The organism is Treponema primitia, from assembly GCF_046533075.1.
GTDB classification, from domain to species: Bacteria; Spirochaetota; Spirochaetia; order Treponematales; family Breznakiellaceae; genus Termitinema; species Termitinema primitia_B.
The window spans coordinates 17,740-39,953 of sequence record NZ_JAJQRB010000047.1 but is presented as its reverse complement, the minus strand read 5'-3'; the positions used below and the strand labels follow the sequence as shown (position 1 = coordinate 39,953).

At 52.8% G+C, this 22,214-nt stretch carries 15 protein-coding genes; 7 read left to right on the top strand and 8 right to left on the bottom strand.

The window, feature by feature from the left end; translation table 11 throughout:
• Nucleotides 1–5 precede the first annotated feature (5 nt).
• Genes LQZ19_RS09820 through holA form a run of 4 tightly spaced genes read left to right on the top strand, consistent with a single transcriptional unit; the run spans nucleotide 6 to nucleotide 4,719 of the window.
• A complete protein-coding gene (locus LQZ19_RS09820) occupies nucleotides 6–1,742 on the top strand; it encodes an ATP-binding protein (RefSeq protein WP_411047538.1) in 1,737 nt (578 codons plus the stop codon).
• Entirely contained in the window at nucleotides 1,739–3,133 is a 1,395-nt protein-coding gene (locus tag LQZ19_RS09815) for a sigma-54-dependent transcriptional regulator (RefSeq protein ID WP_411047492.1), read from the top strand. Before LQZ19_RS09820 ends, LQZ19_RS09815 begins: the two co-directional genes overlap by 4 nt.
• On the top strand, nucleotides 3,130–3,741 hold the full coding sequence (gene lexA / locus LQZ19_RS09810) for a transcriptional repressor LexA (RefSeq protein ID WP_411047491.1): 612 nt from the start codon (nucleotides 3,130–3,132) through the stop codon (nucleotides 3,739–3,741). Before LQZ19_RS09815 ends, lexA begins: the two co-directional genes overlap by 4 nt.
• 9 nt (nucleotides 3,742–3,750) lie before the next feature.
• Nucleotides 3,751–4,719 (top strand): DNA polymerase III subunit delta, encoded by a 969-nt coding sequence (gene holA / locus LQZ19_RS09805; RefSeq protein ID WP_411047490.1) that lies wholly within the window; start codon nucleotides 3,751–3,753, stop codon nucleotides 4,717–4,719.
• Here the strand turns inward: holA and LQZ19_RS09800 are convergent.
• The 5 genes from LQZ19_RS09800 to LQZ19_RS09780 form a co-directional block, all read right to left on the bottom strand.
• A complete protein-coding gene (locus LQZ19_RS09800; protein ID WP_411047489.1) occupies nucleotides 4,716–6,779 on the bottom strand; it encodes a cation:proton antiporter domain-containing protein in 2,064 nt (687 codons plus the stop codon). The two genes, holA and LQZ19_RS09800, sit on opposite strands and share 4 nt — an antisense overlap.
• 310 nt (nucleotides 6,780–7,089) lie before the next feature.
• On the bottom strand, nucleotides 7,090–8,490 hold the full coding sequence (locus LQZ19_RS09795) for a class I SAM-dependent rRNA methyltransferase (RefSeq protein ID WP_411047488.1): 1,401 nt from the start codon (nucleotides 8,488–8,490) through the stop codon (nucleotides 7,090–7,092).
• 3 nt (nucleotides 8,491–8,493) lie between these two features.
• Entirely contained in the window at nucleotides 8,494–10,731 is a 2,238-nt protein-coding gene (gene ppk1, locus LQZ19_RS09790; RefSeq protein WP_411047487.1) for a polyphosphate kinase 1, read from the bottom strand.
• Nucleotides 10,732–10,762: 31 nt separating this feature from the next.
• Complete coding sequence (locus LQZ19_RS09785) at nucleotides 10,763–12,301, bottom strand: Ppx/GppA phosphatase family protein (RefSeq protein ID WP_411047486.1); 1,539 nt, start codon at nucleotides 12,299–12,301, stop codon at nucleotides 10,763–10,765.
• Nucleotides 12,302–12,312: 11 nt separating this feature from the next.
• A complete protein-coding gene (locus LQZ19_RS09780; RefSeq protein WP_411047485.1) occupies nucleotides 12,313–13,737 on the bottom strand; it encodes an MGH1-like glycoside hydrolase domain-containing protein in 1,425 nt (474 codons plus the stop codon).
• A 199-nt stretch (nucleotides 13,738–13,936) separates the two neighbouring features.
• Between LQZ19_RS09780 and LQZ19_RS09775 the strand changes: the two genes are divergently transcribed.
• The 3 genes from LQZ19_RS09775 to LQZ19_RS09765 are packed head-to-tail and all read left to right on the top strand — an operon-like array spanning nucleotide 13,937 to nucleotide 19,355.
• Nucleotides 13,937–16,522 (top strand): asparaginase domain-containing protein, encoded by a 2,586-nt coding sequence (locus LQZ19_RS09775; RefSeq protein ID WP_411047484.1) that lies wholly within the window; start codon nucleotides 13,937–13,939, stop codon nucleotides 16,520–16,522.
• A gap of 31 nt (nucleotides 16,523–16,553) precedes the next feature.
• The gene (locus LQZ19_RS09770) at nucleotides 16,554–17,384 is read left to right on the top strand and encodes a hypothetical protein (RefSeq protein ID WP_411047483.1); all 831 of its coding nucleotides are present in this window, start codon (nucleotides 16,554–16,556) and stop codon (nucleotides 17,382–17,384) included.
• A 60-nt stretch (nucleotides 17,385–17,444) separates the two neighbouring features.
• Complete coding sequence (locus LQZ19_RS09765; RefSeq protein ID WP_411047482.1) at nucleotides 17,445–19,355, top strand: proline--tRNA ligase; 1,911 nt, start codon at nucleotides 17,445–17,447, stop codon at nucleotides 19,353–19,355.
• Nucleotides 19,356–19,365: 10 nt separating this feature from the next.
• On the opposite strand, the gene LQZ19_RS09760 is transcribed toward LQZ19_RS09765, so the two are convergent.
• The 3 genes from LQZ19_RS09760 to LQZ19_RS09750 all read right to left on the bottom strand — a co-directional run bounded on the left by LQZ19_RS09760 (nucleotide 19,366) and on the right by LQZ19_RS09750 (nucleotide 22,202).
• On the bottom strand, nucleotides 19,366–20,142 hold the full coding sequence (locus tag LQZ19_RS09760) for an SDR family oxidoreductase (protein ID WP_411047481.1): 777 nt from the start codon (nucleotides 20,140–20,142) through the stop codon (nucleotides 19,366–19,368).
• A gap of 176 nt (nucleotides 20,143–20,318) precedes the next feature.
• Nucleotides 20,319–21,284, bottom strand: a complete 966-nt coding sequence (locus tag LQZ19_RS09755) for a D-2-hydroxyacid dehydrogenase (protein WP_411047480.1) — start codon at nucleotides 21,282–21,284, stop codon at nucleotides 20,319–20,321.
• A complete protein-coding gene (locus tag LQZ19_RS09750) occupies nucleotides 21,285–22,202 on the bottom strand; it encodes a sugar phosphate isomerase/epimerase family protein (RefSeq protein ID WP_411047478.1) in 918 nt (305 codons plus the stop codon).
• Between the last annotated feature and the right edge of the window lie 12 nt (nucleotides 22,203–22,214).

The following is a 22,214-nucleotide window of genomic DNA, read 5'->3' as shown; positions in this document are numbered from 1 at the left end:
TGAAAATGGTTCGGACCCATCCAAGATACTCTATTATCAATGTCCGGGGTATGCTTTTACTCTATGTCCTTCTCAGTATCCTTACGGTACTCTTTTCCCATTCCTTTTTTATTACCACCCTCCAGGACGGCAGCCTTCCCGGAATATTAAACCGTATAGTATTTTTTACGGTCCCGGTTGTCCTCATGGTCTTTATGGCCTTTTCGCTTATACGCCTTTTGCGGGATATTATACTCCGCCGTACGGGAAGTAAATTTCAAGCCCGGCTCATGGCCTACTTTATCATTTCTGTGGTATTGGCAGCGGTACCGGTTACTATTATAACCATCCAATCGGTATACGAACTGGTGCGCTTCTGGCGGTCCATCAATATCAATAATACCCTCCAGTACGCCCAGAATTTGGCCATGGAAAACTATTCCATGAACCTGGACCGGTTTGAAAAGCTCTCCCTCGAAATCGAGGGAATGGATGACCCCTTCCCTTCAGACCTCCCCGAGGGACTCTGGGCAGTACAGGATTTCCGGCAGAACAATGACGGGAGCTGGGTCAGTCTGGGCTTTCAGGGGGATGTTTCCCGGGGACTCCCGTCGCCCCCGGCAAATCAGCCGGGCTTTGTTTCCCGGGAACTCCCCCGGGATATCGATACGATACGATATATACAGATCCCCCGACGGGGGGTCTACCGGATTCTCAGTTATAAGCTCGGAGAAGGGTTTGACGCCGTTATAGCGGCCATGGAAAACGAGCGGTCCCGGTTTGATGTAATTGATTCCCTGGAATTAAATGTCAAACCCCTGGTTATCTACTACTATGGGGTCTTTCTTTTTCCCATTCTGCTGATGACCATCATTATCACCATTTCCTTTTCCCGGCGGATTACCCAACCCATTGTGGAACTGGCGGAGGCCACCACCCGGGTGGCTGCGGGGGATTTTTCCATCCAAATCATTTCCCGGCCCGGAGATGAGCTGGGGCAGCTGATCACATCCTTCAACGCCATGGTTCAGAACCTGGAAAAATCCCGTAATGCCCTGCTTAAGGCGGAAAAGATATCGGTCTGGCAGACCATGGCCCAACAGCTGGCCCATGAGATAAAAAACCCCCTTACCCCCATCAAGCTTTCGGCGGAGCGGGTCCTGCGGCGCTGGCGGAACGAACCGGAACGGGTGGGGGAAATCCTGGAAAGCTCCATGCTGGCGATCATCCAGGAGGTGGAAAGCCTTTCCACCATGCTCACCGAATTCAGGACCCTGTCCCGGCCTACGGAACTTTCCAGGACCTGGACCATGATACGGGATCTGATTGAGGAATCTATCGGTCTCTACCGCGGAGGCTATCCGGAGATCCAATTCGATATCAGCCATGTGGGAGCGGCTGTTTCGGTAAAAATGGAAAAGCGTTACCTTTCCCAGGTTCTGACTAATCTGATAATTAACGGAATTGACGCTATGGACGGCAAGGGTCGTATCGAGATTCGGACCGACCTTGTCAAAAAACGGGAGAGCCGCTATTGTAGATTAAGTATTAAAGATACCGGGAAGGGTATTTCGGTGGAAGAGAGCGCCGAAATATTTACACCCTATTTTACTACCAAAGAATCCGGTACCGGTTTGGGGCTTCCTATTGTGGAGCGGATCGTGAACGATCACGGAGGAACCATTTGGTTTAATTCGGCTCTAGGTGTGGGCACCACCTTTTTTATCGATCTACCTATTGACGAAAACCAGGATAACCAATGACAAAAATTCTAATCATCGACGATGAACCGGGTATCAGGAAAACCCTGGCTTCCATACTGGAGGATGAACATTACCATGTCTTTACCGCCGAAGATGCCCTCCGCGGTCTGGATATCCTGGCGGAAGAATCCATTAACCTGATTTTCCTTGATGTGTTGCTTCCCAAAATGGGGGGCCTTGAAGCCCTGGAGAAAATACGGGGAAACTGGCCGAAGCTTGAGGTGGTGATTATTTCCGGGCACGCCAATGTGGATATGGCGGTACGGGCAGTAAAACTTGGGGCCTTTGATTTTCTGGAAAAGCCCCTTTCCCTGGACAAGGTTCTTACGGTGTGCCAGAACGCCCTGACCATGCAGAAACTCCGGGAAGAAAACAGGGACCTAAAAAAAGGGCTCCTCGGCAATGATGAAATCATCGGTACCAGTACGGCTATTGCCCAGGTTCGGGATCTGATCAAACAGGCTGCGGCCAGCGATGCCCGGATATTGATCACCGGGGAAAACGGCAGCGGGAAGGAATTGGTAGCCAGGGCTATACACCAGCTTTCTACCAGAAACGATAAGCCCTTTGTGGAGGTGAATTGCGCCGCCATTCCGGAAAGCCTTATAGAAAGCGAACTTTTCGGTCATGAGAAGGGAGCCTTTACCGATGCCGTTTCCAACCACAAGGGCCGTTTTGAGCTGGCCCATACGGGAACCCTTTTCCTGGATGAGATTGGAGATATGTCCCTGGCCGCACAATCCAAGGTCCTCCGGGTAATCCAGGAGCAGAAGCTTGAACGGGTAGGGGGCGAAAAAACCATCGAGACCGATGTGCGGATCCTGGCGGCTACCAACAAAGATTTAGAAAAGGAATGCGCGCGAGGGCGGTTCAGGCAGGACCTCTTTTTCAGGCTGAACGTTATCCCCATCTTTATGCCTCCATTGCGGGAGCGAACCGAGGATATACTCCTCCTGCTCCACCACTTCCTCAATAAATTGGGGGTGGAAAAACTGGAGATAGAAGAAACTGCCCGGGATATACTAATCGCCTATGAATGGCCGGGGAATGTGCGGGAACTGAAGAATCTGGCAGAACGAATTATGGTGATGTATTCAGGGGGGAAAATCAAGGCTGATGTACTCCGGGACCTGCTCCGGAAAACGCCGAAGGAACCTCAGGGGCAAAGAAAAACGGAAAATTCCGAAGAAGGCCCTTTACAAAACCAATTATCACTGGATATATTTAACCTGAATTATACCGAGGCAAAAGAGCTTTTTGAAAAGCGTTATTTGGAATTCCAGCTCGCACAAAACGGTGGTATTATTTCTCATACAGCGGAAGCTATTGGAATTTATCCAAGTAACCTCCATGCTAAGATACGAAAATACGGGTTGAGGACAGAACGATGAAAGAACTTACCCAGCGGCAGCGGGATGTACTAGACTTCATCACAGACTATATTAAGATTCATGCCTACCCTCCCACCATGCGGGAGATAGGAGAACATTTCGTTATTTCCGTCAAAGGCGCCTATGACCATGTGGAAGCTCTCCGGAAAAAGAGCTTCATCAGGCTGGGGGATAAACGCTCCAGGACCATAGAGATTATCAAAACCGAACATGATCACAGCGCCAATACGCTCGTAATTGAGGTTCCTCTACTGGGTACGGTTGCCGCCGGGAGGCCCATTCTTTCCGAAGAAAACTGGGAGGGCGCCATTCCCATCCATCATTCCCTGCTGAAAAAAAACGCCCAGTATTTCGCCCTTAAAGTCCGGGGGGATTCCATGATCGGAGCGGGCATTGTGGACGGGGATGTGGCGGTTATCGAAAAACAAGAATCTGCGGAAAACCGGGAGATTGTGGTGGCCCTGGTGGATGAGGCGGTAACCTTAAAACGGTTCTTTAAGGAAAGCAACCGGGTCCGGCTGGAACCGGAAAATGCCAAATACAAGCCTATATTTACCCAGAATGCCCGTATCCTGGGTCGTCTGGCCCATATAATCCGTTCTTACTGAGCTGCCGTCATGTCAAAAGGAAACTGCCTTCTTTTCCTGGGCCCCGAATTTGGGGAAAAGCAGGACGCCATTGAAGAGATACGGCGGAATATAAAAAAACAGTTTGGCGCTCCCGCGGAAGAAACATCATTTTACGCCGGGGAAACGCCGGTAAACGAAATGGTTTCGATCTTACGCAACGGATCCCTCTTTGCGGATGCCCGGCTCTTCTTTATTAAAAACGCTGAACTTCTGAAAAAAAAGGATGAACTGGAATTGCTGGCCTCCTACATGGCTGCCCCCCAGGATGATACCACGATGATCCTCATTTCCGACAATACCGGCTTGGACAAGACCCTGGAAAAAAGGGTAGATAAAGCGGGGAAGCGGGTCTTTTGGGAACTCTTTGAAAACAAAAAGACCGAATGGGTGGCTAATTTTTTTCGCCGGGAAGGTTTCAGAATTGATGAGGAAGGTATAGAGGCTATTCTGGAATTGGTAGAAAACAACACCGACAGCCTCAAACGGGAGTGTTCCCGGCTCACACTATTTTTGGACAAAAACTCGGTAGTGGGAGAAGCGGAAGTAGAAAAATGGCTTTCCCACACCCGGGAAGAATCGGCCTTTACCCTCTTTTCCCGGATCGCCGAGGGGGACCTTACCCGGAGCGTAGAAATCCTCCACGCACTCCTGGCCGCCAAGGAGACACCGGTGGGCATCCTGGGGGTACTGGCATGGTGCTTCCGCAAGCTCCGGGACTACCTCGCGCTCACCGCCAAGAATACTGTTCCGGATGACTTTGAATTCAGAAAAATAGGCCTTGCCTCAAGCAAGGCCCGCAAAGACTATGCAACAGCCGGTCGGCGTTACGGCGCCGCCGGGGCCGATGCCTGCCTGTCCCTTACCGCCGGCTTTGACATCCGCATCCGCTCAAGCGGCGCGGGCTTTGAATCGATCCTGATGGATCAGTATTTGTACGAAGTAATCTGCAAAGCCTAGAATTTTCCCTTCCGTAGTAACGATACCACCTGCGGCCGGGAATCGGCTTCGATCACCTTTTGCCGGATTTCATCGCTCTGCAGTACCGCCCCCACGGAAGCTAAAAACTGGAGATGGGGACCGGAAACTTTTTTAGGTGAAATGACCATAATAAAAATCCGGGTAGGGTTCCCGTCCATGGATTCAAAATCAATGCCGCTTTTTTTAATACCCACCGCCACACATATATCCTTTACCCCATCACTCTTGGCATGGGGCAGGGCAATACCATCCTGCATCCCGGTACTCATGGTTTTTTCCCGCTGAAAGATATCCTCCAGAACCAAGGATCTATCTTCAAGCTTCCCATTATCCGCAAGGATATCCACCATTTCGACAAGGATCTCCTTTTTTGTATTTCCCTGAAGCCGGAGGGAAACACATTCCGCCTGAATTAGGGACAGTATATTTTCGCTGGTCCGCCCGCCTGAATCCACCAATTCCTTTTTCATCGCCTGGGGATCCGAGGAATCCTTCAGCTTCTGAATAGTATCGTTCAGCCTGAGCATAACCTCAAATACCGCGGTCTTTACAAAGGGCATATCCAGAATCGATGTCTCTATGGTAACCACACTTTCCTCTTCGGTAATGGAGAGACTGATATCGTCCTTCCTGGCCTGGGAAAGCCCCTCGTCGATGTTCATCATCTGAACATAAAAGCCCTCCGCCTTTAAATCCCTAAGCAGGTTGTCCACCACCAGATCGGCGATCTCATCGGAGTAGAATTCCCATTCCGACACCACCGAATCGTCCGACTTTGCGGGCTTCCTGGTACCGGAACCGGGAATTTTCAACGAGGCATTGAGGAGGGGCGGCGCCACCAGGGTGGTAATCAGGGTCATGAGGATGATAACCCCAAAGAGCTGGGTGTCCAGGATTCCCGACGCAAGCCCAATCCCGGCGATAATCAACGCTACCTCGCCCCGGGGTATCATGCCGGTACCAATGCGCAGAGCGCCCCGGAGGTTGAAGCCCAGGAACAGCGCCGGACCGCCGCAGCCCACCACCTTGGAGGCAAGGGCCACCAGGGTATATATGCCGCCAAAGACCAGTACCTTGGGGGAGATAATTTCCCGCATGTTAACCATCATACCCATGACAGCAAAAAAGATGGGAACAAAAAATTCGTATAGCCCGTGGATCCGTTCCTGGATAACCGCAGCGATATCCGTTTTAGAAAGGGAAAGCCCCGTGACATAGGCGCCGATGATCATGGCCAGGCCCTGTTTTTCAAAAATCCCCGCCAGGGCCAGGGCTATACCCAGGGCCAGAACAGAAAAATCGAAAGTATGCTTGAATAGTTTAAGAAAGGCTGCAATTTTCTTGGAAAAGATAAGCCCCAGAGCGGTAAAGCCCAGCCAGATCCCCAGGGCCTTTCCTGCTATGCCGAGTATATTAGCCGCGTTCAGGCTGCCCCCGCCGCTGGTGATAAGGGCAACGATGCCCAGCACTATGGCCAGGGCGATGATCCCAAGCACATCGTCAAAAACCGCCGCCGCGAGGATAGTAACCCCCTCGGGGGAGTCCATCCGCTTCTGGTCCGACAGTATCCGGGCGGTGATACCCACGGAGGTGGCTGTGGAGAGGATCCCCAGGAAAAGACACCGGGGGTCGATAAAAGTGGTATGCAGGAGAAACACCCCCGTAAGGGCGCCAAGGGTAAAGGAGAAGACCACCCCCCCTATACCGACCACCCCACCCACCACGGAGTAGCGGAGAAAAAGCCCCAGGTCCGTTTCCAGCCCCGAAGCAAAAAGCAATATGATAGAAGCCACGGTGGCAAAGGCGTAGAGCTCAGAGCTTACCGCCAGGGCGCCCTCCCCCAGGGGAAAAAAGCCGTGGGGAAACCCGGGAAGGACAATACCCCCCAGGGCATAGGGGCCGATCACCACCCCCGCCAGCAGTTCCCCCAACACCGAAGGAATACCGGCAAGCTTAACCAGCCGGCCCCCAAGACGAACTGCAAAAATGATGATCCCCAACTGTAAGACCAATTCGGACATAACTTCAGTGACCGTCATAGAATTTTGCTCCGGTTATTTGAAAAATATGGAAATGATTAGAAAAATTTAACATTTTATGGAAAATGATTCAATAGGATGTCCCAAGAATAACCACGGACCTCACGGACAAAGGGGAGAGGAAGAGGAAAAAACGCAGAGGACACAGAGATCACGCAGAGGACACTGAGGGGGAGTATGGCAAGAAACCACCTTTCCTTCTGTGATCTCTGTGTTCTTCCCTCTGTGATCTCTGTGTTCTTCCCTCTGTGATCTCTGTGTTAAATCTTCTTTGTCCGTGTAATCCTGCCAGTGTGGTCCGTGGCTACGTTCATCCCACGACCCGGTAAATCCCGCACTTGAGGTACAGCGACTCCTCGTAGCCCACCAGCGCCGGATGATCCATCGGCTGCCGCCGGAAATCCAGCATGATGAGCCGCTTGCCCGCATCGGCAGCAGCTTCGGTTATCATGTACCGGAAGCGGATCTCGTCCAGGGCGTGGCTGCAGGAACAGCTCACCAGGACCCCGCCGGGTTTAAGCATATTGATTGCCCGCAGGTTGATTTCCTTGTAACCCCGGAGCGCCCCCTCCAGGGCTGAACGGGTTTTGGCAAAAGCCGGAGGGTCCAGAATAATAAGATCAAACTGTTCCTTTTGCCGCTCGGCGGTCCGCAGGTATTCAAAGACATCGGCCTCAACGGGAGTAATTCTGTCCCCTACCCCGTTCAGGGCGGCGTTTATCCGCACCGTTTCCAGGGCCGGAGCGGAGGCGTCCACGCAGGTCACCGAAGCGGCGCCCGCTCTGGCGGCGTGGATGCCGAAGCCGCCGGTGTAGGAAAAGGCGTCCAGGACCCGCACCCCGCCGGAGTTGCCGCTGGCCGAACCGTTTCCTGCGGCGGCAAAGGCCGCTGCCCGCAGGCGGTTGTCCCGCTGGTCCAGGAAGTGGCCGGTCTTCTGCCCGTCTATCAGGTTCAGCATAAAGGGAAGGCCGTTCTCGAATATGACCATACCACCGGCGGGGAAATCGCCCCGGACCAGCCCCTCCTGTAAGGGCAGCCCCTCCAGTTCCCGCACCTTTGCTGCGGACTTTTCGACAATGCCCGCGGGCTTGCCCAGAGGAATACCGCCGGGAATAATAAACCCATCCTGTTCCAGCACTTCCTCCAGGGCGGCCAGTATTTCCTCCCGGCGGCTGTCCATGCCGTAGACCAGGAACTGTACCGCAATCCAGGACCGGGGCGGCCCCAGGGCGGCCTCGGCAAGATCAAAGGTGAGGGGACGCAGCGATACTACGGATTCAAGTTCCTTAAGGGGCCAGCCCACAAACCGATCGATGATGAGCCCCGGAAGAAAATCCGCTTCGGCAAAAACCAGCCGGGCAGATTCCCGGTGTAGATCAAAGTTACTCCCCGCCAAAGTCCGCCGGTTTACCGCCTCCCTGATCCGCCGTTTGAAGAAGCCCTTGTCCAAACCTTCCTTGGAGGGGCTGTAAATCCGGGCGATGATCTTCGAGTTGGGGTTTACCAGCGCCCTGCCCAGATATTCCTTACGGGAGCTTTCCACATCGGCGACCTCGCCGGGCAGTAAATCTACGGAAGGTGAATCACCGGGACCGCTATTTTTACCGCCGGCAAAACCATCAAGGATTTTTGCAAGCTCATTGTCATAGACCCAGGGATGGCCTGTGCGGATACGTCCCTCTTCACCATGTTTCAGTATTATTCGTTTCATATGTTATTCCTTTCCCGGATCGCCGCGGCGTACCACAAATTCCTGTCTGGGCGCCCAGAGGTTCTCCCCGGCCTTCGCAGCCAGGGAAAGAAGATGCTCCTGAACGGAAAAGGGCTCCTCCCCTTTTGATGGAGTACGTCGTTTCCAGGAACCGTCACTCTCCAAAAGCCGGGCCTGAATAGTATCCCGTGTATAGGCATTCAGAATATCCCGAATCTGGGTTTTCATATCCTCCTGCAGTACCGGAAACATCAGCTCTACCCGCCGCTCAAGGTTACGGGGCATCCAGTCGGCGCTTGCTAAATAGTACTCCTCAGCGCCGCCATTGGCGAAATAGTAGATCCGGGAATGTTCCAGGTAATGCCCGATAATACTGAGCACCCTGATATTTTCCGAAAGCCCGGCAAGACCGGGGATCAGCATACAGATACCCCGCACCACCAGGGTGATTTTTACACCCGCCTGGGAAGCTCCATACAGGGCTTCGATCACATCCGTATCCGCCAGGGCATTCACCTTAACAATGATCCTCCCGGGATACTCCTGGCTTGACCGTTTCGCTTCCCGATCAATCAATTCCAGGAGACGCCGCTTTAAACTTGTAGGGGCAATCACCAGTTTTCGCATTGACTGGATCGCCGAATACCCCGTAAGCATATTGAAAAACACCGAGGCGTCCATGGCAATATCTTCACGGGCGGTAAAGATCCCCAAATCCTCGTACAGCTTTGCGGTCTTATCGTTGTAGTTTCCCGTGGAAAGATGCACATACCGCTTAACACCTTCCTTCTCCCGGCGGATAACCATGCTTATCTTGGCATGAACCTTAAGCCTTGCAAGACCGTACACCACGATCACCCCGGCTTTTTCCAGCCGGTTCGCCCAGGAAATATTCCGTTCTTCGTCAAACCGGGCCTTTAGCTCCACCATCGCAGTTACATGCTTGCCCTTCAATGCGGCCTGCTCCAGGGCTCTGATGATCGGTGATATAACAGCGGAGCTTTCCGCGCTGGTACCGCTGGTACGATACAGGGCGGTTTTTATGGAAATTACCTGGGGGTCCGCCGCAGCATCCTGGAAAAACCGTACCACCGGATCAAAGGATTCATAGGGAAGGCGGATAAGTACATCCCGTTGGCTTATCCGGTCCCAGAGGGACTCATCTTCGCTAAAAGCAGCATTACTGTAAACTTTCCAGGGCTTAAGCCGGAGGGAATCAAAGCCCCGTGCATTGGCCAAATCCATAAGAGTCCCCAAATCCATGGGGCCCTCAGTTTCGTAGAGATCCTGTTCTTCAAGCTCCAGCCGCCGGGCCAGTTCTTCCTTCAGGCGCCTGCTGTCGGCGGAATAGGTCATGCGGATCACCGGCGAATGGGAACGTCCTTCGATCACTTCCTCCATGGCCTCAATAAAATCTTCATCCCGTTTTTCATCCACCGAAAAATCGGCGTCCCGGTTAATCTTAAAAAGCATGGTTTCTTTAACCCGGTACCCCGGAAACAAATAGGCCCCCCAGGTAAGTACCAAATCGTCCAAAAGCGCCCATTTACCGCCGTGTATTTCGGCGGAGTCCTCCTCCGCAGGGAGCCAGATAATGCGGTCCAATCTCTTGGGAAGCTGGATGACGGCAATATGCTCTTCGTCCTCCTCATCATCCTCTTTTTCAAGGAGAAAAGCCGCATTAAGGTTGTTACCGCCGATAAAAGGCAGATCCCCATCTTCCTCGATCCGCAGGGGAGTCAGTACGGGATAAACCTGGCCAAGAAAAAAGGTCTCCAGATAATCCATATGGGATATGGAATAGGTATCGGGGCGTATCAGTTCAAGCCCCCCCTTGGCGAGGAGGGGGAAAATCTCAAACAACAGACAGCGATACTGCCGCTCGCTTATGGAACGAACCTTCTTCGCAATTTTTCTGAGCAGCTCATCCGGACTAAGCCCCGAAGGATCCGGAAGGGGACTCCGGCCCAGCCAGGTTTCACCGGAGGATACCGGACCCGCGCCGGAACGCAAAGCCCGCTTCACGGCGGCCACCCGTACCATAAAAAATTCATCAAAATTGGCCGAAAGTATTGAAAGAAACCGAAACCGCTCCAGAGGAGGCATATCCCCCCTAAGCCCTTCCTCCAGCACCCGCTCATTAAAATCAATCCAGGAAAGATCGCGGTTGAAAAAGTGAGGAGTGGAGGAAGAATGAGGAATGCTTGCATCCTTGTCTGATAAATTATTGTCACCTGTCATATTTTCTTCCCTCATTCCTCATTCCTATTGTCTAATTCAATATCACCTTATAGCCAAAAACATCCTGGAACAAACCGGCCTTTTCTTCCAGCCCTATCCGTTCCAGACTGAAATCGTAATTCCCCTGGGCATGGAGCAGTATTGCTTCGCTTTTCTTTTCCACCGTAATACTTCGGATATGCTGAGAATGTCCCCGGTCCAATGCATCCGCAACCCGCAGAATAGAAGTCATCTTGAGCATCAGGATCCGCTCATCCTTTTGGAGGGCGATGTAATCAATATCCGTGGGAGAAGGAAGATCCCCCCGGTGATAACGGATCACATTGGCAATAATATCCAGTTCCTCCTGGTGCAGGCCGAAGATCTCCGAATTAGCTACGATGTACTGGCCGTGTTTCTGATGCCCGGAACCCCGGATAAACATCCCCACATCGTGGAGGGTAGCCGCCACTTCCAGCATCATCCGCTCCCGGCGGCTCATCCCGTGTTCACGGAGCAGCTCGTCAAAAAGGGTCAGACAAAGATTAGCCACATGCCGGTTATGGAGCTCGTCATAATGGAACCTTCGCCCCAGATTTACTGCGGAAGCAATCACCTGGGAAAAGAAGTCCTCCTGTAGTTCCGGGTCCACCCCACGGGCCATATCTATCAGGAGCCCCTCGCGGATGGAAACCAGGGGAACCACCACATGGACAGCGGCGGTCCGTTCCAGAAAAAGTTTGTAGACCAGGATACCCGGCACAAAGCCCTCGGCATCCGCAAAGGGAATGTGGAGTTTCTGTACCGTATCATCAACACTGTAGTTCTGAACCCTCTCCGCAAATTTGACAAATTCCTCCCGGGCAATGACCCAGCAATTTTCGTTCACCTCCCGGCCAATCAGAGCCGCCACCAACCGGGCATCGGCGCCGGCGACCACAAAGGTTCTGACATGGGAGAGCACCATTTCTGCGTTGAGCTGCTCCGATGTATTCCGGATAGTTTCGTTCAGATACCGTTCCTGGGATCGGACGGAACCCAGGGCCAGCCGGGACTGCTGATCTATCAGAATGGTCCCCAGCTTGATACTGTGGGCAGCCACCATTTTGCCCCGGCGCAGAAGCATGATTTCCGTGGACCCCCCCCCAACATCGATGATCATGGAACTGGCCCGCCAGAACTGGGGAACATCGTTCTTCATGGCAAAACGTACCGCCATGTACATCAGGCGGTTTTCCTCAATACCCTCTACCACCGTAAAGTTGAACCCCGTTTCCTGATGAACCCGGTCCACAAAGACATCCCGGTTCTTCGCCGCCCTGAGGGCGCTGGTGGCTATACAATGTATATCCTCATCCGCGATACCCCAGCCTTGGAGGAGCTCCCGGAAATTTTGGAGTACCGTAAGACATTCCAGTAAGGATTCCCGGGACACCTGCCCGGAGGTAAAGACATCCCGGCCCAGGGCAATAGGTTTCCCCGCACGATCCATGAATTTCCATTCACCGGCGTCATAGATCTCTGCGATCAGCGATCTGATACCGGTCGATCCGATTTCCAGAATGGCTACCAGCCGATTGGTTTTTTCCATATCATTAACGCTTATAACTTATCTATGAGCATAGAACACTTCCCGGAAGGAATGGGCAGGGTCTTCTTCTTTTTCCCCAGAATATTTATCGTAAAATAGTAAAGCTTTTCGCTTTCCATATGGATCTCCCAACCCCGGCCGCTCTTATTGGAGAGTATGGTAATCATATTTTTCTTAAGGGAAAGGTTTTCTATTCCCATGATTTCCAGGTTGGGAATAATCCAGTCCACGGTCTTGCGGGGTAGGGAAATAAACAGGCCGACAATATTTTCGATGGTAAGGCAGATGGTAGATAAGGCGTCGTAGGTAAGGTATTGGGGCCGGGGAAAATCGGGCTTCTCCGGCCATTGTGCAGGACCTTCTTTTAATGGGAGATAGGCCTCCCAGAGATTACCCTTGTGGTGGTTCCCATCGGGGTTCATAGAATCCAATACAAAGTAGAGATGGCGGATGGCGCATTCCCGGGAAAGATCCCAGCGCTGATAACGTTCCAGGCCTTTGATCACCATAAAGGTCAAGTGGGGATATACGGAACCCCGGAAACCATTACCGGTTTCGTCAAAACTGGATTCCGATACGGCAACCGTGGGAAAAGGATGGGGAGCCCCGAAAAACGCGGGGTCCGAAAGCTTGTCGATGATCCGCTCCGCCTTATCATCGTTGGAGATTTCCGCAAGCAGGGGCCAATAACCGGCGATGGTTTTTACCTTTATCCGTTTTTCATCCCTATCAATATCATAGTAGAAACCATCTTCGTTGTCCCACATCAGGGTATTAAGCCGGGTCTTCAGTGAAAAGTATTGCCTCTTATACTGAAAGCTGGCTTCCTTATCGTTCAGAATATCCGCCAGGGCGGACATGTAGAGCACATTGATAGCCATCATGGTATTAAAATCAATGGGATAGACCGCATCCTCCCGCGGCGCATTACCCATACCTGTGGCCGCCAGGGGAACTTCGTAAAGACCGTTGGGCCGTTTAAACACCGAATCGATCCAACTGGTATATTTATCCAGGATGGGAAGAACATCCTTAACCCGCTTTTTATTCCCCGACTTGTGGTAGAGGTTAAACTCCGCCCAGGCAAAAAGCGGCAGCCCCAGGCCTTCCGGGTTATCCTTTTCCACCACGGGCTCCCCGGTTTCGATACTATAGGCTGAACGGATGGCTCCATTCTGTTCCTGATGTTGGTAAAAAACATCCAAGGTTGGAAAAGCATGATAGATCCGATTTGAATAAACCAAGAAAAAGGACGAGAAAATGGCGTCAATCTGCTGGACTACGGGGCTCCCGGGATAAGAAAAGAATCTGCCGTCAATGGCTCCCTTTTCCCCTTCTCCCTGCCAGCAATCCTGGATCCAAGCCCAGGTTTTATCGTATATATCCACAAAATCCTGGTCATAAAAATGGATCTTGGGAAAATCGCGTCTAGTCAACAAATGCTCCTTAGGAGCATTTGAATGCCCCTGGTATATCCTGTCGAGACTAATCTATGTACATAAAAAAGTCAAACAAAACTCCGTTTTTTCTCTCATTGCAACAACGTGTATTTTATTATACATTCAAAACGGTAAATTTTCCATTTTTTTTTAATATTTTGCTAAAATAGCTTACGGAAAAAACGGGGTGACGCCGGTGTATAAGACCTATATTTCCCTTGAAGTCCGTGTTTTGCTTCTAGCAGCCCCGCCGGAGGTCAAAACCTTCTGCGGATGCAGCGCTCAAGGCAGTACGGAAGACGAAAAAACCTCCTGCCCCGTCTGTCGGGGGGAAAGCGGGGCCCTACCCATCCTTAATCCCCTGGCTGTCCGAAAGGCCTATCTGCTTATCCGGAGCCTGGGCTGTTCCATTGTAAAGGAAGCGGCTTACGAACGAAACCTCAATACTCCCCTCATGCCTAAAGACCCCGATGGAAAGCCCGCCATCGCCCTCTCCCGTCTATCGGTTAAGCTGGGGACGGATGGCGCCATGGACATTCTATTCCACAGCCGGCGTAAACGAATACGGATTATCGAAGTCCGGCTGGAAGAAGATGCCGGCCGCCTGACTCATTCGGTACGAGGACCTACGGGGCAACCGGAGACTCGAATGGACTATTCCAATGCCGGTATGCCGAGCCTGCGGATCCAGACCGCCGCGGATTTTGAGATTGGCGAGGAGGCGGAAGTATTCCTTAGTGAACTGCGGCGGCAGATCCAATATCTGGAGATCCTCCCCGGGAAAGCTGGGCTTCTCGGTACTTCCAGCGAAGCTCCCCGCGGAAAGCAAGCTTCTGGAAAGCAAGCTTCCTGGAAGCTTGCTTTCCAGAAGCTTGCTTCCTTGGAAAACATAATCCGTTGCAATGCCTATGTGGCTATGGCTCCCTACCCGGAAGAGCCGGAACACTTTGTCAAATTGCGGAACCTCAACTCACTTAACTTTGTGGGCAAGGCGGTTAATATTGAAATGTCCCGGCAGGAGGAGATAGTCCTGAACGGCGGGACGGTGCTCCACGAAAGCCGGATCTGGAATGCGGCAAAAAACGCAACCGAGCCCTTCCGGATTCGTGCCGAAGGTGAAAAACCCCGATTTATCCGGGAAGACCTACCCCCCTTCATCCCCGGGCCGGGTATCCTTGACCCAGGCTCCGCGGGCAGCTTTTCAGTGGAACTCCCCGAAGCCAGACGTAACCGCATGATGACCGAATATGGATTGAAAGCGCACCAGGCGGAATTTGTCTGCGACGAAAAAAGCCGGGCGGATTACTTTGAAAAAACCCTTTCCCTGGGAACGGTATCTCCGGAAATAAGCAGGGAAGCCGCCCAGTGGATGAGCTCCTACATCATCAAGGAATGCAAACGCCTTGGTCTGAGCATAGCGGATTCCCCCCTAACTCCGGAACGTTTCGCAAAAATTCTCAATATGCTTCGGGATCGGCGTATCCACGGAAGCATTGCCAAACAGGTGGTAAGCGCTGTCTTGGAAGAAGACCGGGATCCCCAGGGGATAATCAAGGAGCGAGGCTGGGAACAGCTTACCAATAGGGAGGCCATTAAGGCCATTGTCACTTCGGTGATCGAAGCCAATGCCCAGGAGGTACGCCGCATCCGGGAAGGGGATGCCCGGCCCATACAGTTCCTCACAGGGCTGATCATGAAGAAAACCGACGGTCTTGCGGAACCGACCCTGGTAAAGGATATACTCCGGGAACTGTTGTCGGTTTCCCTGGTCTACGTCCTTTCCATGGGGGGCGCCATTTCCGGCCGGGTTGGGGAAGACGGCGCCGTAGAAACCGGCGACGAGCAGGTCCTGCGGGATCTCTTGGCTGCGCCGCCAACAGTGGGAAGCGGCAAGGACGAAGATTTCACCGATGCCTCAAAGGTCCGGTTTGAGTCGATCAATGTAGGCCGCATCCTTTCGGAAGAGATAATCCCTTCTGACTGGGCCATCCTCATTGAGGCAATCGCAGAAAAGCTTAACTCGGGAACCGCCAATGGCATTGTAATTGCCCACGGCACCGATACTCTCCCCTACACGGCGCCCCTGATCTACTGGCTCTTCGCCGATGCCAACGCCCCCATTGTTTTTGCCGCCTCCTCTACCCCTCCGGGCGCCTCCCCGGAAGCCAAGCGGACCATGAAAAAAGCGGTTTCCCTGGCTTTGGGGAAAACTAAGGGGGTCTACGTAGTACACGGCGGCAAGGTCCTCTCCCCGCTGAACCTGAAATTTGAACACATCGGGGTAGATGGGTTCCGGAACTGGAATATGGAAGCGCCGATTTTTTCAGATACCCCTCTTCTTACGGGTCCCCTGGAAGCGGATCAGTACATACTTTCCCGAATGTTGGAAAATGCGGTAAATTCTATGTGCGTTATCCGGCTCTATCCCGGCATACGCCCGGATTACCTGGCATCCCTGATGGACAAGGGGGTCAAAAACTTTTTCCTTGAATTATACGATACGGGTACCGCCGGCTTCCGCGAAGGTCCCTATTCTCTTAAACGGGCCTTCACCCTGGGCAAACGCCGGGGCGCACGTTTCTACTGCAGCTCCCAGCAAGAGGGTATCGTAGACTTTTCCGGCTACACCACTTCCCGTGAACTCTGGCGGCTTGGCGCCGTCCCCATGGGAGCCTACACCACCGAAACCGCCGTAGCTCGTTTCCTGGCAGCCAGCATCATCGCCGACAGCGATGAAGAACTGGCCCAGCTCATGGACATTGACGCATCGCCGCCCTCTTGAGCGCAATCCCGGTATACCTTATGCTATTCCCATGACTCTTTCAGTCCGAAACAATTATTTCAAATCCGGTATTGTCTTCTCCCTTCTATCCCTGGTACTTACCGTATCGTTGTCCTTTACAATCTTTTCAGTTTATCCCGAAGTCGGAGCCGCCGCCACGCGGTCCGCAGGGGTTTTTCAGTCCCTGGTTTCCCATTTTTTTCAGGCCATGCCCTATGTATCCTTTGTTACCATGATTTGCTCGGTGTTATACGCCTTTGTCACCATGATCCTCATCTACTATTTTTTTGAAAAAACCCAGTCCCCGGAGATCCTCTTTTTTGCCTTTTTTGTAGTTTCCTTTGCCTTTGAGACATTGCGGGTCATGGCGCCCCTCAGGACGGTGAATGATCTTCCCAGCGTCTACCTGGTGATTAGTTCCCGGGTGCTGCTCTTTGCCCGGTTCTTTGGGATCTTCTCCCTCTTTGCCGCCAGTCTCTATGCAGCGGGGTTGGGAGAACAAAAACAGGGGGGCATCGTTTTTATCATCGCCATAGCCACCCTGATTATCGCACTGGGGGTACCGGTAGATGGTCTTGCCTGGGACAGCAGTCTGACCATGATCTATGGCTATGCTTCCATGCTTAAAATGGTGGAGGTGGGTATCGTACTGATTACCATGCTCAGTTTCTTTATCTCCGCTTATACCCGGGGTTCCAGGGAGTATATTTTTATCGGCATAGGTTCCCTCATGGTGTTCTGGGGAAGGGCGATACTCCTCTCCGCAGATACCTGGATAACCCCCCTGCCGGGACTCCTCCTCTTGGTGGGCGGGACCTGGATCATCTGTGTTCAGCTCCACCGGGTATATCTCTGGTTCTAAGCGCCTTGCAAAAAAGGCAATTTAGCGGGTATGCTAGTTCAAAACACAAAGGAATACACCATGAAGGTTTCTGAAACATTTATCCCCACCCTCCGGGAAGTTCCCGGTGACGCAATAATCGTAAGCCATCGCCTTATGCTCCGGGCGGCCATGATCCGCAAGCTCTCCAACGGCCTCTTTGCCTACCTGCCCCTGGGTCTGCGGTCCTTCAGAAAGGTTGAAAATATCATCCGTGAAGAGATGGACGCCATCGGTTCTCTGGAAATAAAGCCCACCGTGGTGATCCCCGGCGAATTATGGAAGGAATCGGGCCGCTGGGAAGCCATGGGAGAAGCCCTTTTACGGGTTAAGAACCGGCTGGATTCGGACTTCGTGGTATCACCCACGGCGGAGGAAGCCTTTACTGCGATAGTTCGGGACGAGCTTTCCAGTTACCGCCAACTCCCCCTCTCGCTCTACCAGATCAACACCAAGTACCGGGATGAAGTACGCCCCCGCTACGGAGTCATGCGGGGCCGGGAATTTGTGATGAAGGACGCCTACTCCTATCACACCAATGATGAGAGCCTGGACGAAACCTACCAGAAAATGGGCCGGGCCTACCGGCGTATCTTTAAGCGCTGCGGCCTCACGGTGATCCCCGTCCGGGCCGATTCCGGCGCCATGGGCGGTACGGGCTCAGAAGAGTTTATGGTGGAAAGCGAGATTGGGGACAATACCCTCCTCCTATGCGCGGGAAACTCCGTTGCAAGTAGCGCGGGGAACTCCGTTGCAAGTAGCGCGGGGAACTCCGTTGCAAGTAGCGCGTGCGGTTATGCCGCCAACGTGGAAAAGGCCGCCTGCAAACCGGACTACACCGTCCCCGCTTCGATCGAGGCCGCTAAGGCCGCCGCCGTCTCAATTCCGGCGCTGGAAAAGATCGATACCCCACACGTCAAAACTATAGAGGAACTCTGCGGCTTTCTCAAAACCGATGCGAAAAAATTCATCAAAACCCTGATCTACAAGGCGGTCAACGTAGAGTTGGACCTGTCCAAGGCCCCGGGCTGCGCAAAACTTGTGCAGCGTAAACTTGCCCCCGATGCTCCCCTGGTCTACCCCGAAGCCTTTTTCGCCGTGACCATTCGCGGCGACCTGGACGTCAACGAAGTTAAGCTTGCCGCCATACTCAAGGCCGCAGAAGTAATGCTCGCCGCAGACACCGATGTTGAGCGCATCACCGGCGCCCCCGTGGGTTTCGCCGGCCCCGTCGGCCTCACCAGCGTACCGGTCATCGCCGACGAGACGGTCACCGCCATGAGCGATGCTGTGGCCGGCGCTTTAGCCAAGGACCTCCACTACACCCACGTAGCCTATGGCCGGGACTTTAGCCCCTGGCTGGTCACCGATGTCCGCACCGTTGTTGCCGGGGACCGCTGTCCTGTCTGCGGGGAGGCGCTCTACGAGAAGAAGGGCAATGAGCTGGGGCATATCTTTAAGCTGGGCTACAAATACACCAAGTCCATGCGGGTGAGCTACCTGGATGAAAACGGCAAAAGCCATACCCCCACCATGGGCTGTTACGGCATAGGCCTGGACCGCACCCTGGCATCGGCTATCGAAGAGCACCACGATGAGCAGGGCATCATCTGGCCCATCACCATTGCGCCCTTCCATGTGATCATCGTCCCCATCAAGTACGATGGCGCCGTTAAAACCGCTGCGGACAGCATTGCTGCGGAGCTGGGAAAGAAGGGCATTGAGGTGCTTCTGGATGACCGGAACGAACGGCCGGGGGTCAAATTCAACGACGCCGATCTTATCGGCATACCCTACCGGGTGGTGGTTGGGGACAAGAACCTCGCCGGGGATACCCCCAGGGTGGAAATCAAGAGGCGTGCAGAAAAAGAAAACCGCCTTGTTGAACTTACCAAGGCGGCAGAAGAATTGACAGAATTAGTTCACCGGGAATTAGCGGAACTGAACCGGTAAATCCCCGATTTTAGATACAGGTAAACGCCCCGTCAATCCCAAAGTCGGAACCGGTGGTAAATGCGCTGGCGTCCCCCGCCAGATACACCGCAATAGCCTGTAGTTCCTCGGGTTTTCCCAAACGGTGCAGGGGCGACTGGGCACACCACTTTTCGATGAGCGGCTTCAGAAGCGGTGAATTCATGATAAGGTCCGTACCGATATACCCCGGGCTGATGCTGTTCACCCGCACGTTTTTCAACGCCCACTCCACCGCCAGGGATTTCGTAAGCTGAATAACCCCCGCTTTTGACGCATTGTATGAACACTGCGGCTGGGGCACATTGACGATATGCGCCGACATGGATGCGGTGTTGATAATCGACCCGCCACCCTGCTTAATCATCACCTTCCCCGCCGCTTGGGCGGTAAGGAACACCCCGGTCAGGTTGATATTGATAACCTTGTTCCAATCCTCCAGGGTCATCTCCTCAGCGGGAACGTTCAGAGCGATACCGGCATTACAAAAAGCCACATCGATCCTGCCGAAAGCCTTAAGGACCGAATCGATCATCGCGTCCACATCGGCCTTTTTTGTAACATCAGCCTTGACGGCAATAATTTTCTTGCCCGTCTGTTTGGCGATTTCCTCCGCCGATGTTTTGGCGGTCGATTCGTCCATATCCACAATGGCCACATCGGCGCCGGCCTCGGCTAGGGCGAGGGTAATATTATAACCAATCCCCCGGGCGCCTCCTGTCACAAAGGCTTTTTTGTTATCAAGCCTCAGTTTTTCAATGATACCCATTTTTTTCCTCCGATAAGGTAACAAACGATTGCGCAAACGTTGCCGTAATCATTTTTGTTATAATAGCATTGAAAATTTCGCCTGTCAATAAGCCCGGTAACTTTCGCCTTTAGAATGGGCGTATTCTTTTATAAGGTCGAATACGCCCCAATTGCGTTCATAACAGCTTTATTTTTTTAGGGATTAACCACATTGATTGGCTTCCCGGCAACAAAGGCTTTCAAGTTATCTACGGCGATATTCATTAAGCGCAGACGACTTTCCTTGGGCGCCCAGGAAATATGGGGGGTAATGATACAGTTCTTTGCCTTGAGCAGAGGATTATCCCCCTTAATCGGTTCGGTGGAAACCACATCCAGACCCGCCGCATACACCTTATCTGAATTGAGGGCATCCGCCAGATCCTGTTCAACTACCAGGGGACCACGGGAATTGTTCAGGATAATTACCCCGTCCTTCATCTTGGCAATGGTGTTTTTGTTGATAATACCCTGGGTGGACGGGAACAGGGGGCAATGCAGGGCAATCACATCGGATTCCGCCAGCAGCTTGTCCAGACTTACATATTCCGCGATGGCCTTGCCCGTATCGGTCTGGAACTCATCGTAGGCGATGACCTTCATGGACAGGGCCTTGGCGATCTGCCCGGTTACCTGCCCAATACGCCCGAAACCGATAATACCGATGGTTTTATTTGCAAGCTCGATCAGGGGATAATCCCAGAAGCACCAGTCCGCATTATTTTGCCATTTACCGTCGTGCACAACCCTATCGTGATGCCCGATGTGGTGACATATTTCCAGGAGCAGGCCGATAACAAACTGTCCCACCGCCCAGGTGCCATAGGTCGGAATATTACAAACCGGTATCCCCTTCTCCTTGGCCGCCGCAACATCCACCACATTGTACCCCGTGGCAAGCACCCCAATGAATTTAATATTGGGGCTGGCGGCTATGGTTTCCCTGGATATGGGAGTCTTGTTCACAATAACCGCCTCCGCATCGCCAATCCGGGAGAGGATCTCCTTAGGATCGTTAACATTGGTGCGGTCGTACACCTTGGTTGAACCAAGGGCTTCAAAGCCCTTCCAATCTAAATCACCGGGGTTTTCGGTGTACCCGTCTAAAACTACAATCTTCATCTAATCCTCCAATAATGCCCAAGCGCGGTTTAATACCCGCTTGGCGTTAGCTATGATAATTTCGGGGTCCTCATCCTTAAAAGGTTTCACCTCAAAACTCAACACATAGGGATCTTCGGCGTTGAAGAAACCTTCATTCTTAAGCACCCTCAGAAAATCAAGCACCTGGGGAGTATCATTGGACCCGTTCGGGAAACCAAACCGTTGGTGTTCATCGCCGTAACCGAGAGCGGCGGGATCCTCGCATACCGTGTTCCCGATGTGGAAATGGGTAAGATAGGGCCGCAGGGTCCGTACCACGAACTCCGATTTTTCATGGGTCATGGGGATATGGGAAAGGTCGATGAGCAGGCCGAAGTTGTTGTGGGTATTGCGTATTTCTGCGGCAAACTGAGCCGCATAGGGCGCGGGGCCAATGAGGGACTGCTTGGCGATGTCGTAATCAAAGACCTCAAGCTCCACGTTCATGTTCTTCTTTTTGGCATAATCGCAGAGATTCCGGGTCGTTTTCAGAAGCTGGGCATAGGACTGATCCTTGGTTTCCTTCTGCCACTTGCCCGAAAGGAATGCGATCCCCTTGGAACCGAGCTGTTCCGCTTCATCAATGGCTTCTATCAGGGTAGCCTCGGCCTTCTGCCGCTCCGCCTCATCCAGGTGGTTTGCGTTAAAGCCCGTGGTCAAATGCCGGGGCTGACCGCCGTAACAGACGGTAATGTGAGAATCCGTAAGCAGCTTCGCCACTTTTTTGCGGGTCTCCGCATCCTTGATCCAGTTTACTTCAATGGCGTCAAAATAATCGTCCGCCGCAATACGCCGGATATTATCGTAGGTATTGGGGTCCTCCCCCTTAGCCATGGAGGGATACGCCATAAAGGCAATCAGCCCAACTTTAAAATACTTCTTAATAGGTTCTTTCATTCCCAATACTCC

Excerpts from the sequence above, each read along its gene's own strand:
- LQZ19_RS09820 (WP_411047538.1), top strand. The coding sequence starts at position 6 with ATGGTTCGGACCCATCCAAGATACTCTATTATCAATGTCCGGGGTATG.
- LQZ19_RS09815 (WP_411047492.1), top strand. The coding sequence starts at position 1,739 with ATGACAAAAATTCTAATCATCGACGATGAACCGGGTATCAGGAAAACC.
- lexA (WP_411047491.1), top strand. The coding sequence starts at position 3,130 with ATGAAAGAACTTACCCAGCGGCAGCGGGATGTACTAGACTTCATCACA.
- holA (WP_411047490.1), top strand. The coding sequence starts at position 3,751 with ATGTCAAAAGGAAACTGCCTTCTTTTCCTGGGCCCCGAATTTGGGGAA.
- LQZ19_RS09800 (WP_411047489.1), bottom strand. The coding sequence starts at position 6,779 with ATGACGGTCACTGAAGTTATGTCCGAATTGGTCTTACAGTTGGGGATC.
- LQZ19_RS09795 (WP_411047488.1), bottom strand. The coding sequence starts at position 8,490 with ATGAAACGAATAATACTGAAACATGGTGAAGAGGGACGTATCCGCACA.
- ppk1 (WP_411047487.1), bottom strand. The coding sequence starts at position 10,731 with ATGACAGGTGACAATAATTTATCAGACAAGGATGCAAGCATTCCTCAT.
- LQZ19_RS09785 (WP_411047486.1), bottom strand. The coding sequence starts at position 12,301 with ATGGAAAAAACCAATCGGCTGGTAGCCATTCTGGAAATCGGATCGACC.
- LQZ19_RS09770 (WP_411047483.1), top strand. The coding sequence starts at position 16,554 with ATGACTCTTTCAGTCCGAAACAATTATTTCAAATCCGGTATTGTCTTC.
- LQZ19_RS09765 (WP_411047482.1), top strand. The coding sequence starts at position 17,445 with ATGAAGGTTTCTGAAACATTTATCCCCACCCTCCGGGAAGTTCCCGGT.
- LQZ19_RS09760 (WP_411047481.1), bottom strand. The coding sequence starts at position 20,142 with ATGGGTATCATTGAAAAACTGAGGCTTGATAACAAAAAAGCCTTTGTG.
- LQZ19_RS09755 (WP_411047480.1), bottom strand. The coding sequence starts at position 21,284 with ATGAAGATTGTAGTTTTAGACGGGTACACCGAAAACCCCGGTGATTTA.
- LQZ19_RS09750 (WP_411047478.1), bottom strand. The coding sequence starts at position 22,202 with ATGAAAGAACCTATTAAGAAGTATTTTAAAGTTGGGCTGATTGCCTTT.